The 11,859-nt window shown below is 65.5% G+C and carries 10 protein-coding genes and 1 tRNA gene; 8 read left to right on the top strand and 3 right to left on the bottom strand.

The features are described from left to right. Positions 1 to 82: 82 nt before the first annotated feature. From ACZ1A1_RS13060 to iolG, 3 genes are all read left to right on the top strand, one after another. The gene (locus ACZ1A1_RS13060) at positions 83 to 1,621 is read left to right on the top strand and encodes a sugar ABC transporter ATP-binding protein (RefSeq protein WP_415214704.1); all 1,539 of its coding nucleotides are present in this window, start codon (positions 83 to 85) and stop codon (positions 1,619 to 1,621) included. A gap of 36 nt (positions 1,622 to 1,657) precedes the next feature. Next, positions 1,658 to 2,677: an ABC transporter permease gene (locus ACZ1A1_RS13065; RefSeq protein WP_234186600.1), complete on the top strand. Its 1,020-nt coding sequence runs from the start codon at positions 1,658 to 1,660 to the stop codon at positions 2,675 to 2,677. A 99-nt stretch (positions 2,678 to 2,776) separates the two neighbouring features. Next, complete coding sequence (iolG, locus tag ACZ1A1_RS13070) at positions 2,777 to 3,769, top strand: inositol 2-dehydrogenase (RefSeq protein ID WP_203319651.1); 993 nt, start codon at positions 2,777 to 2,779, stop codon at positions 3,767 to 3,769. A 72-nt stretch (positions 3,770 to 3,841) separates the two neighbouring features. Here the strand turns inward: iolG and ACZ1A1_RS13075 are convergent, their stop codons facing one another. Continuing rightward, positions 3,842 to 5,062, bottom strand: coding sequence for an ROK family transcriptional regulator (locus ACZ1A1_RS13075; protein WP_463620282.1), 1,221 nt, complete (start codon positions 5,060 to 5,062; stop codon positions 3,842 to 3,844). A 244-nt stretch (positions 5,063 to 5,306) separates the two neighbouring features. On the opposite strand from ACZ1A1_RS13075, the gene xylF reads away from it, so the two are divergent. From xylF to ACZ1A1_RS13095, 4 genes are all read left to right on the top strand, one after another. After that, the gene (xylF, locus tag ACZ1A1_RS13080; RefSeq protein ID WP_463620283.1) at positions 5,307 to 6,347 is read left to right on the top strand and encodes a D-xylose ABC transporter substrate-binding protein; all 1,041 of its coding nucleotides are present in this window, start codon (positions 5,307 to 5,309) and stop codon (positions 6,345 to 6,347) included. Positions 6,348 to 6,523: 176 nt separating this feature from the next. Beyond that, on the top strand, positions 6,524 to 7,837 hold the full coding sequence (locus tag ACZ1A1_RS13085; protein WP_203319654.1) for a sugar ABC transporter permease: 1,314 nt from the start codon (positions 6,524 to 6,526) through the stop codon (positions 7,835 to 7,837). Between the two features lie 14 nt (positions 7,838 to 7,851). Beyond that, complete coding sequence (locus ACZ1A1_RS13090; protein WP_313193586.1) at positions 7,852 to 8,637, top strand: ATP-binding cassette domain-containing protein; 786 nt, start codon at positions 7,852 to 7,854, stop codon at positions 8,635 to 8,637. Between the two features lie 158 nt (positions 8,638 to 8,795). Continuing rightward, positions 8,796 to 8,872: transfer RNA gene (locus tag ACZ1A1_RS13095), tRNA-Arg, on the top strand. A gap of 439 nt (positions 8,873 to 9,311) precedes the next feature. Here ACZ1A1_RS13095 and ACZ1A1_RS13100 read toward each other — a convergent pair. Continuing rightward, positions 9,312 to 9,875: a dual specificity protein phosphatase family protein gene (locus ACZ1A1_RS13100; protein ID WP_463620284.1), complete on the bottom strand. Its 564-nt coding sequence runs from the start codon at positions 9,873 to 9,875 to the stop codon at positions 9,312 to 9,314. A gap of 162 nt (positions 9,876 to 10,037) precedes the next feature. Between ACZ1A1_RS13100 and arsC the strand changes: the two genes are divergently transcribed. Further along, positions 10,038 to 10,460, top strand: a complete 423-nt coding sequence (arsC, locus tag ACZ1A1_RS13105; protein ID WP_463620285.1) for an arsenate reductase (glutaredoxin) — start codon at positions 10,038 to 10,040, stop codon at positions 10,458 to 10,460. A 5-nt stretch (positions 10,461 to 10,465) separates the two neighbouring features. Here the strand turns inward: arsC and ACZ1A1_RS13110 are convergent, their stop codons facing one another. Continuing rightward, positions 10,466 to 11,440, bottom strand: a complete 975-nt coding sequence (locus ACZ1A1_RS13110; protein WP_463620286.1) for a hypothetical protein — start codon at positions 11,438 to 11,440, stop codon at positions 10,466 to 10,468. Positions 11,441 to 11,859: the final 419 nt, after the last annotated feature.

Here is an 11,859-nt window from a genome sequence, read left to right on the forward strand (position 1 = left end):
ACCGATTAGACTGCCATGGACGCGCGCACGCCTGCGTGCGCGCGTCCGACCCGTTTCAGGTGCTCCGGGAGGGAGGAACACGATGGTCAGTCCGACCACCATGGCCGCGGTTCGTGCAAGCGGCGCCATTCCGAATGCGGACTATCTTCTGTCCGCGGAAGGCATCCGCAAGGAATTCCCCGGCGTCGTCGCGCTCGACGACGTCCAGTTCAAGCTGAAGCGCGGCACCGTGCATGCCCTGATGGGCGAGAACGGCGCCGGCAAGTCCACCCTGATGAAGATTCTCGCCGGCATCTACACGCCCGACCAGGGCGAGGTGCTGCTGAAGGGCCAGAAGATCCGGCTCGCATCGCCGCTCGACGCGCTGGAGAACGGCATCGCCATGATCCATCAGGAGCTCAACCTGATGCCCTTCATGACGGTCGCCGAGAACATCTGGATCCGCCGCGAGCCGAAGAACCGCTTCGGCTTCGTCGACCACGGCGAGATGCACCGCAAGACGGCCGAGCTCTTCAAGCGCCTCAACATCGCGATGGACCCGGAAACGCAGGTGCGCGACCTCTCCGTCGCCAACCGCCAGATGGTCGAGATCGCGAAAGCCGTCTCCTACGAGAGCGATGTCCTCATCATGGACGAGCCGACCTCGGCGCTGACCGAGCGCGAGGTGGAGCATCTCTTCACCATCATCCGGGACCTGCGCTCGCAGGGCATCGGCATCGTCTACATTACCCACAAGATGAACGAGCTGTTCGAGATCGCCGACGAATTCTCGGTGTTCCGCGACGGCAAGTATATCGGCACCCACGCCTCGACCGACGTGACGCGCGACGACATCATCCGCATGATGGTGGGCCGCGAGATCACCCAGATGTTCCCGAAGGAGGAGGTGCCGATCGGCGACGTCGTCCTGTCGGTGAAGAACCTCACTCTCAAGGGCGTCTTCCACGATGTTTCCTTCGACGTGCGCGCCGGTGAAATCCTCGGCCTCGCCGGCCTCGTCGGCTCGGGTCGCTCGAACGTCGCCGAGACGATCTTCGGCGTGACGCCCGCCACATCAGGCACGATCTCGATCAACGGCAAGGAAGTCGCGATCGACAGCCCGAACACGGCGATCCGCCACCGCATGGCCTTCCTGACGGAAGACCGCAAGGACACCGGCTGTCTCCTGATCCTCGATATTCTGGAGAACATGCAGATCGCCGTGCTGCAGGACAAGTTCGTCAAGAACGGCTTCGTCCAGGAGGGCGCGCTGAGCAAGGTCTGCGAGGAGATGAGCCGGAAGCTGCGCGTCAAGACGCCGAACCTTTCCGAAAGGATCGAGAACCTTTCGGGCGGCAACCAGCAGAAGGTGCTGATCGGCCGCTGGCTGCTCACCAATCCGCGCATCCTCATCCTCGACGAGCCGACGCGCGGCATCGATGTCGGCGCCAAGGCGGAAATCCACCGCTTCGTCACCGAGCTTGCCCGCGACGGCGTCGCCGTCGTCATGATCTCGTCGGAAATGCCGGAAGTGCTCGGCATGAGCGACCGCGTCATGGTCATGCACGAGGGCCGCGTCACCGGCATCCTCGACCGCGCCGAGGCGACGCAGGTCAAGGTCATGGAACTGGCGGCCCAATAAGTTCAGGGCCGCCGAGCGGCCGCAAGGGAGGTAATCATGAGCACGAATTCCGCAGCGCAGGCCCAGGTCGCCGCGCAGAAATCTGCCCGCCGGCTGCCGCCGGAACTCAGCATCTTTCTCGTCCTCGTCGGCATCGCGCTGGTCTACGAGATCCTCGGCTGGATCTTCGTCGGCCAGAGCTTCCTGATGAACTCGCAGCGCCTGACGATCATCATCCTTCAGGTCTCGGTCATCGGCATCATCGCCGTCGGGGTGACGCAGGTCATCATCACCGGGGGCATCGACCTGTCGTCCGGCTCGGTGGTCGGCATGACGGCGATGTTCACCGCCTCGCTCGCCCAAGCCTCGACATGGCCGCGCGCGCTCTATCCCTCGCTGACGGACCTTCCGGTCATCGTGCCGGTCGTCGTCGGCATCGGCGTCGGCCTTCTGGCCGGCTTCATCAACGGCCAGCTCATCGCCAAGACGAAGATTCCGCCCTTCATCGCCACGCTCGGCATGATGGTCTCCGCCCGCGGCATCTCCAAGTGGTACACCAAGGGCCAGCCGGTCTCCGGCCTCACCGAGCAGTTCAACTTCATCGGCACCGGCATCTGGCCCGTCGTGATCTTCCTCGTCGTCGCGGTGATCTTCCACATCGCGCTGCGCTACACCCGCTACGGCAAGTTCACCTACGCCATCGGCGCCAATGTGCAGGCCGCCCGCGTCTCCGGCATCAACGTCGAATCCCATCTGGTGAAGGTCTATGCCATCGCCGGGGCGCTTGCCGGTCTTGCCGGCGTCGTCACCGCGGCAAGAGCCCAGACCGCGCAGGCCGGCATGGGCGTGATGTACGAACTCGACGCCATCGCCGCGACCGTCATCGGCGGCACCTCGCTTGCCGGCGGCGTCGGCCGCATCACCGGCACGGTCATCGGCACCGTCATCCTCGGCGTCATGACATCGGGCTTTACGTTCCTGCGCGTCGATGCTTTCTACCAGGAGATCGTCAAGGGCGTGATCATCGTGGCCGCCGTCGTCGTCGACGTCTACCGCCAGAAGAAGCGCAAGGTCTGATTCAATCTCCGCGGCCCGGCCGCGGCGCCTTCGCGGGGCGAGCGCATCGCCCCGTCCCTCCCCGCCGGCGCGGCCGGCAGTACACCAGAGAGAATGAAGATGACTGTGAGATTTGGTCTTCTCGGCGCCGGCCGCATCGGCAAGGTCCACGCCAAGGCCGTGACCGGCAATCCCGATGCCGTGCTCGTCGCCGTCGCCGATGCCTTCCCCGCCGCTGCCGACGCCATCGCCAAGCAGTATGGCTGCGAGGTCCGCACCATCGAGGCGATCGAAGCCGCCAAGGACATCGACGCCGTCGTGATCTGCACGCCGACCGACACCCATGCCGACCTCATCGAGCGCTTCTCCCGCGCCGGCAAGGCGATCTTCTGCGAAAAGCCCATCGACCTCGACGTTGACCGCGTCCGCGCCTGCATGAAGGTGGTCGAGGAGACCAGGGGCAAGCTGATGGTCGGCTTCAACCGCCGCTTCGACCCGCATTTCATGGCCGTCCGCAAGGCCATCGACGACGGCCGCATCGGCGACGTCGAGATGGTGACGATCACCTCGCGCGACCCCGGCGCCCCGCCGGTCGACTATATCAAGCGCTCCGGCGGCATCTTCCGCGACATGACGATCCACGACTTCGACATGGCCCGCTTCCTGCTCGGCGAGGAGGTCGCCTCTGTCTTCGCGACGGCAGCCGTGCTGGTCGATCCGGAAATCGGCAAGGCCGGCGACTATGACAGCGTCTCCGTCATCCTCCAGACGAAGTCCGGCAAGCAGGCGATCATCTCGAACTCCCGCCGCGCCACCTACGGCTACGACCAGCGCATCGAGGTGCACGGCTCCAAGGGCGTCGTCTCCGCCGAGAACCAGCGCCCGGTCTCCATCGAGATCGCCAACGGCGACGGCTACACCCGCCCGCCACTGCACGATTTCTTCATGACCCGCTACACCGAGGCCTATGCCAACGAGATCGCGGCCTTCATCGCCGCCATCGAGAAGGGCGCCGCCATCTCGCCCTCCGGCGCCGACGGCCTCGCCGCCCTGGCGCTCGCTGACGCGGCCGTGAAGTCGGTGGAAGAAAAGCGCCAGATCTCCGTCGCCTGACGGAAGACGACTGCCAAGGCACCTGACCGGGCGGTTCCATCGTCCGGTCTTTTTGCGTCCGGCGGGCGCGCCCTAATCCCCGCTCGTCCGCGCCGCGATGATATCGTGGTCCATCTCCGCCAATGCCCGGTCGAGATGCCCCTCCAGCACCAGCGTCGCCTCCTCCGGCACGACGGTGATCGGCGGCGCGCCGAAGAGGCGGACCTGCTGCGACTGCGCCAGCCCCTCCTGGAGGCCGCGCCGCATGAGATCGAAATAGCGCGTGCCCGGGCCGGTGATGGCGATGGGCATGCTCTCGTGGAGGCTGACCATGCGCGACAGCCCCTGCCCCAGCGCAAGCCCGGCCTGGCGGAAGGCATATTCCGACATGCGGTGCCCCTGCCGCGCCCGGAGCGCGATCTTGTCCATCTCGGCCAGCGGCACGAACTTGGCTGGAATCGTATCCGGCGGCACTTCGAAGGCCGTGCGCAGGATGCCGTAGAAGCCGGCGGAGGCCTCGATGCATCCCTGCGAGCCGCAGCGGCAGAGCTTGCCGTCCGACGAATTCAGCATGTGCCCGAAATTCGGCGCCGTCACCGACAATTCGCCGGAGCGGTCGAAGCGCGCGATGCCGAGCCCGATGCTGTGGCCGAGCGACAGCGCGGCGACGGAATGCAGGTTTTCCATGCCGGCCCGCTCCATGCGCAGCGCCATGGCATGCGCGACAAGCAGCGTCTCGTTGCTGAGCAGGATCTTCGCCCGCCAGGGCGGCTGGAGCAGCGCGGCGAAATCCACCTGCTGCGACCCGAAGATCGGCGACCAGACGAGCCGCGCAAGCGCCGGATCGACGAGCCCCTTGCTGCTGATCGAAACGACGAGCACGTCTTCCCGCGCGATCCGCGACCGGCTTGCCAGCTTCTCCAGCGCCGCCACGAAGGCCTCCGCAAAGGGCTGCGTGGAGCTGTCCGCATGGTTGCGCGCCTCCTCGAACCGGTCGATCAGCGTGCCGCCATAGTCCGCCAGCGAATATTGCACGATGTCGGAGGAAATGCGCACCGCGATGAGATAGCCCGCCGCACGCCGCTGGCCGAAGATGACGCGGGGCCGCCCGCGCATCGCGGTCGCCTGCTGCTCGCGCCGCTCCAGCACATCGGCCTTTTCGAGCTCCGCCGTGATGGCCGAGACGGTCGCCGAGGCAAGGCCGGTATGCTGGGAAATATCGGTATGAGCGAGCGGGCCATGCCGGCGCAGGGAGGCGAGCACGAGCGCGCTGTTCTGCTGACGCACTAGCTCCGTGCTCGACTTCACCAGCATCGCCTGTTTCCGCTCGCTTTCATGAGATGCAACACATGCCCCTCCAAAGCACCTGTCACGCCGCCGTTCAAGAGCCGTCAAAGCCTTGTTGACAGCCTTCGAAACATCTGACATTTATTTTCTCGACTGTCGAGAAAAAAGTCCCGGCGTGTCGGGAGGGGTTGTCGAGACAGTGCTATCGTGGCCGGTCGTTGAAAGGACGGGGTTCGTCCAGGCGGCCGGTGTTCACTTGGGAGGAGATAAGATGAAATCCGTTTTGAAGCTGATGGCAGGGGCTGCCATCATCGTTTCCATGCATTCCGCCGTTCACGCCAAGGACCTCGTCGTCGGCGTCTCCTGGTCCAACTTCCAGGAAGAGCGCTGGAAAACCGACGAAGCCGCCATCAAGGCAGCGCTCGAGGCTTCCGGCGACAAGTACATTTCCGCTGACGCCCAGTCGTCCGCCGCAAAGCAGCTGACCGACATCGAATCGCTGATCTCGCAGGGCGCCAACGCCATCATCGTCCTGGCGCAGGATTCGGATGCCATCGGCCCGGCCATCGAGAAGGCCGCGGCGGAAGGCATCCCGGTCGTCGGCTACGACCGCCTGATCGAAAACCCGGCCGCCTTCTACATCACCTTCGACAACAAGGAAGTCGGCCGCATGCAGGCCCGCGAAGTGTTCAAGGTGAAGCCGGAAGGCAACTATGTCTTCATCAAGGGCAACTCCGCCGACCCGAACGCCGACTTCCTCTTCGCTGGCCAGCAGGAAGTGCTGAAGGAAGCGATCGACGCCGGCAAGATCAAGAATGTCGGCGAAGCCTATACCGATGGCTGGAAGCCGGAAAATGCCCAGAAGAACATGGAGCAGTTCCTGACGGCGAACGACAACAAGGTCGACGCGGTCGTCGCCTCGAACGACGGCACCGCCGGCGGCGCGATCGCGGCGCTCGCGGCCCAGGGCCTTGCCGGCTCCGTTCCGGTCTCCGGCCAGGACGCCGACCACGCCGCGCTCAACCGCGTCGCGCTCGGCACGCAGACCGTCTCGGTCTGGAAGGACTCGCGTGAACTCGGCAAGCGCGCCGCGGAAATCGCGGCCGAGCTTGCCGGTGGCAAGACCATGGACGAGATCGAAGGCGTCACCACCTTCAACGGCGGCCCGAAGGGCGTCGAGATGAAGTCCGTCTTCCTCGCCCCCCTGCCCGTCACCAAGGACAACCTGAACGTCGTCATCGACGCCGGCTGGATCTCCAAGGACGCGGCCTGCCAGGGCGTGAAGGCCGGTTCGGTCGCAGCCTGCGACTGAGCCCGATCTACCGGTAACGACCTGACCATCGCCAGGCGCCGCAACGACACCGTTGCGGCGCTTGCGCAAGGTGGGCAGCGGGCGGAGGATGACGCGGATCCATCCTTTCAAGAAGCAGCACCCGAACTGCGCGCCCGAAACGAACGTTCAACAGAAGTGAGGGGGACGGCAAGACCATGGCCGACATCACGAATACCGCACATGCCAACCGTGCGCGCTCGGCGAGCGAGAATCCGGTGAAGCGCTTCTTCCGCGCGACCGAGATCGACACGCGCCTGCTCGGCATGGTCGGCGCGCTGCTGATCATCTGGATCGGCTTCAACTTCCTGTCCGGCGGCCTCTTCCTGACGCCGCGAAACCTCTGGAACCTCTCCGTCCAGACCGCCTCCGTCGCCGTGATGGCGACCGGCATGGTGCTGGTCATCGTCACGCGCAACATCGACCTTTCCGTCGGCTCGATCCTCGGGTTCGTCGGCATGATCATGGGCGTGCTGCAGGCCGAGCTGCTGCCGCAGCTTCTCGGCTTCAACCATCCGGCCACCTGGATTGTCACGCTGCTCGCCGGCCTCCTGCTCGGCGCCGCCATCGGCGCGCTGCAAGGCTCGATCATCGCCTTCATGAACGTGCCGTCCTTCATCGTCACGCTCGGTGGCCTGCTCGTCTGGCGCGGCGCCACCTGGTTCGTCACCAGCGGGCGCACGGTCGCCCCGATGGACGCCACCTTCCGCCTGATGGGCGGCGGCACCGAGGGCTCGATCGGCGCGACGGCAAGCTGGATCGTCGGCGCCCTCGCCTGCGTCGCCATCGTCGCGACGATCGCTAATTCCCGCAAGCAGCGCAAGCGCTTCGGCTTTCCGCTTCGCCCCATGTGGGCCGAATATTTCCTCGTCGCCATCGGCTGCGCGCTGGTGCTCGGCGCCGTCGGGGTCGTCAACAGCTATCCCTGGCCCGTCGCCATCGCCCGCAGATATGCCGATGCCAACGGCATCGCCTGGCCGGACGGCGGCCTCTTCATCCCGCACGGCATCGCCATCCCCGTGTTGATCGCCATCGTCGTCGGCATCGTCATGACCTTCATCTCGACGCGCCTGCGCTTCGGCCGCTATGTCTTCGCCATCGGCGGCAACCAGGAAGCCGCCGAGCTCGCCGGCATCAAGACCCGCTGGGTCACGGTCAAGATCTTCGCGCTGATGGGCATGCTCTGCGCCATCGCCGCCGCCATCTCCACCGCCCGCCTCAACGCCGCGACCAACGCGCAGGGCGAGCTCGACGAGCTCTACACCATCGCGGCCGCCGTCATCGGCGGCACCTCGCTCGGCGGCGGCATGGGCACCATCGCGGGCGCCATGCTCGGCGCCCTCGTCATGCAATCGCTGCAATCGGGCATGGTGCTGGTCGGCATCGACACCCCGTTCCAGCGCATCGTTGTCGGTGTGGTCCTCGTGGTCGCCGTCTGGCTCGACACGATCTACCGCGCCCGCGCCAAGTAAGAGGAGCCCACCCAATGACGGACACCCGTACGCCCCTCGTGGAGATGAAGAACATCTCCATCTCCTTCGGCGGCATCCATGCCGTGGACAATGCCTCTATCGATCTCTATCCCGGCGAGGTCGTCGCCCTGCTCGGCCACAACGGCGCCGGCAAGTCGACGCTGATCAAGATCCTCTCCGGCGCCTACAAGCGCGACAGCGGCGAGATCCTGATCAACGGCGAGCCCGCCGACATCGCCAACCCGCGCGACGCCAAGAAATACGGCATCGAGACGATCTACCAGACGCTGGCCGTCGCCGACAATGTCGACGCCGCCGCCAACCTCTATCTCGGCCGCGAGCTGCGCACCCCCTGGGGCACGCTCGACGACGTGGCGATGGAGGCCAAGACCCGCGAGGTCATGGGCCGCCTCAACCCCAACTTCCAGCGCTTCAAGGAGCCGGTGAAGGCGCTTTCCGGCGGCCAACGCCAGTCGGTGGCGATCGCAAGGGCCATCCTCTTCAACGCCCGCATCCTCATCATGGACGAGCCGACAGCGGCGCTCGGGCCCCAGGAGACGGCGCAGGTCGGCGAACTGATCAAGCAGCTCAAGAAGGAAGGCATCGGCATCTTCCTGATCAGCCACGACATCCACGACGTCTTCGACCTCGCCGACCGCGTCTCGGTGATGAAGAACGGCCAAGTGGTGGGCCACGCCCGCACCGAGGACGTCACCAAGGACGAGGTGCTCGGCATGATCATCCTCGGCAAGGTCCCCGAAAAAGCCATCCCCGGCCCCGGCGCCATGCAGACCGCCTGATCCCCCTAACGCCAGAAAGGCCGCCCCAAGAGGCGGCCTTTCCCCTTCATCACCGGCAAACCCATAACAGTTTGCCATTTCCGCAATTTCCGCATTGAAGCCCGCCCCCACCTGGGTTAAGAACCCTCTCATCGGACAGGCGAGTCATCGCCCTGGATGCACCCGTAGCTCAGCTGGATAGAGTGTTGGATTCCGATTCCAAAGGTCACAGGTTCGAATCCTGTCGGGTGCGCCACCAAAATCAACCCTTTGTGGACCTCTCGACAAATGGTGTGTTGCCGCCGGCGCGGTGGAATGGCTGAATGCCACATACATCGCCAGACGCAAGGGAACCATCCGTTGAAGAAGATCACCACCATCACCTGCATCTTGATCGTTGGCTTGTCTCTGGCGAACTGCGCCGGCCGCCAATGCAGCGATTGGCCGGGGACCTGCATCATTCAGTGATTGCGGCCTGGTCTCTTATCGCTATCCAAGTTTTGGAGAGTCCGTCGTCTCTAGTAAACGGATGAAATGAATTACGTGCGTTTCGCGAGTAAGCCGGTCAGCGGAAGCTGAAGAAGCAGAAGAGTGGTCAGAGACGGCCGATATTTGCCGCCTCCATATCGCTTCCCTTCTCTTCACAGCCCCGTTCTCCCGAACCCAATGCACCCGCCCTTTGCAAGCGGGAACTCTCAGCCGGCGGAACGCGCCGCGGCCTCCATATCCTCCCAGCTTTCGTCCATCGCATAGGTGGGAGAGAAGAAGGGAACGCCGAAATGGCCGTAGCGGATGGAGAGCTGGCGTTCGGCGGTTTCCTCGTCTTTCTGGGCTATGCGGGAGAGATAGATGACGGAGGCGAGGCCGGTTCGGTCGGCGCCTGAGCGGCAATGGATAAGGATCGGGCGTGGAGCGTCGCGGAGGGTTGCGACAAGGCCGTCCGCCGTCTTCGCGTCGAGGCGCCGGCTGGCGTTCAGGGGGAAGTCGATCAGGGTGAGGCCGAGCTGTCTTGCGGCGGCGGCCTCGTTTTTGTACCAGGCCGACTTTTCATCCCGGCCTCTCAGGTTGATGACGGTGCGGATCTTGTAGCGCTCAGCATAGGCCGCAAGATCGGCCGGCGTGGGCTGGTTGGAGCGGTAGGCTTCCCCCGGCACCACGGCGGCGAAATTTCCTGTCAGTTGTATTGCCACGAGATAGATGCCGAGCCCGAGGCCCGCCACGACGGACGCAAGCCCTGTCCATTTCAAGAACCGTTTCATGATCGCCTTTCCTGCCGGTTTCGGCGGCAGGAAAGGCCTTGCGGCTGACAGGGCGCTGAACGCCAGCTCCGAAATGGCGGGGATGGCGTCGCCTCGCCTTCCGGCTTGACGCTGCGCCGGGATCGCGTATCCCTTGCCGGACACCTCTTCAAAAGGCCGGCCATGGAAGCGATCATCTATCACAATCCGCGATGCGGCACCTCGCGCAACACGCTGGCCCTCATCCGCAATGCCGGCATCGAGCCGAGGATCGTGGACTATCTCGCCGCACCGCCGACACGGGAGGAGCTGCGGGCCCTGATCGCCGCCGCCGGCCTTGCGGTGCGCGCCGCCATTCGTGAGAAGGAGGCGTCCTATGCTGCCCGCGGCCTTGCCGATCCCGCGCTGTCGGACGATGAGTTGCTCGACCACATGCTGGCCGAGCCGATCCTCATCAACCGCCCCTTCGTGACGACGCCGCTCGGAACGCGGCTCTGCCGGCCTTCGGAAGTCGTGCTGGATATCCTTCCCGACACGCACAAGGGGCCTTTCGCCAAGGAGGATGGCGAGAAGGTGATCGGCGAGGACGGCAAGCGGCTCACCTGAGAGCTTTATGCCTCCGTGGCCGTATGCGGCGCGGCAAGGCCGAGGGCGACGCGCAGCGTCGCCTCGCTTTCGAGGGCAAAGCGCTCGGCCGCGCGGCGGCCGCGCAGCTCGTCCCGCGGCGGCAGCGGGCCGGCGAGACGGGCCGAAAGCCCCTCCATCCGGGCGGCGAGATGCGGCACGTCCTCGATGGCGCACAGACGATGGGCGAGCGAGCCTTCGCGCACCACCACCGGAAGGCCGAGCTGCGCCGCCCGCCCGAGAATACCGAAGGCGTGGTCCCCCGTCCGCGGGTAGAAGCACCAGATCGCATCGCTCGCCGCATAGGCGCCCAGCAGCTCGGCATCGGAGATGAAGCGGTCGACCGTGACGCCGCCGCCCTCGCGCAGGACCTCCGCATGCTCGGCCGCGGCCACGGCAACCTTGCCGCAGGCGATGAACTGGTAGCACGCCCGCAGCCGCGCGGACCGGGCATAGATATCGGCGAAGAGATCGAAGCCTTTCCGGCCGCACTGGCTGCCGATGGCCGTCAGCACAAGGCGGTCGCCCGGCCGGCGCTCGGCGCGCAGAGCGTTCACCGCCTTGCGCTCCTCCTCGCTCAGGTCCCAGAGCTGGAAATCGTAGATATAGCCATCGGCAATGGCGGCGGCGGGCGGAAGGACGCTGAAGGGCACGATGGAGAGCGTGCGCACCGCGCGGCAGCGCTTCAGCCTTTGCAGCACCGCGCGCCGCCAGCGGTTTCCCCAGCGGGGCGAAATGGCGAGCGGCCCCGGCTTGAGCAGGAGCCCCACGGTCCGCCGTCCCAGCAGGGCACGGAAAAGCCCGACCAGTACATAAAGAAGGAACGCCTCCTCCACCATAAGGAAAAGCACTGGCGCCCGCGCGAACAGGAGGCTGCGAAGCCGCGCCCGCCGCGCGCCGAACACCCGCTCCAGCACGCGGAAATAGGCGGGCCGCCGGCCAGCCTCGCTCCGGCTATACACGAACGGCGCGCCCGGCCGGCCCTGCCCCGCCAAGGCGTCGCGTGACCGCCCGCCTGCCCTCGCGTCGAGATTTTCCGGCTGCAGATCCGATCGAACAGACGGACCCGTCGCGGCCGGCAACACGCTGCCCGCCTGCATGATCTTCCCCCCAAAATCGTCGCGAATAGCCCTCGAAGCCGTCCCTGCCCGAAAGGCCCGGATGAGCGGCCGCGTTCCCTCCGGCCCTCACCCCATCGACATATTAGCAGAAGCGAAACTCACCTCCGCCACAACCATGTCGTTCAAATCCGGACCTTAACGTGTCGTTAACATTTATCAAGCGGGATTCTGCAACCTGAATGATGCCTTCGCGCGAACGGCTTTACCGGAAGCGGACAGCCATGCCCCTGCCCTTGCTTGCGGCGATGGGCGGGAGAGTC

This window comes from Shinella sp. R2-11, from assembly GCF_055330205.1.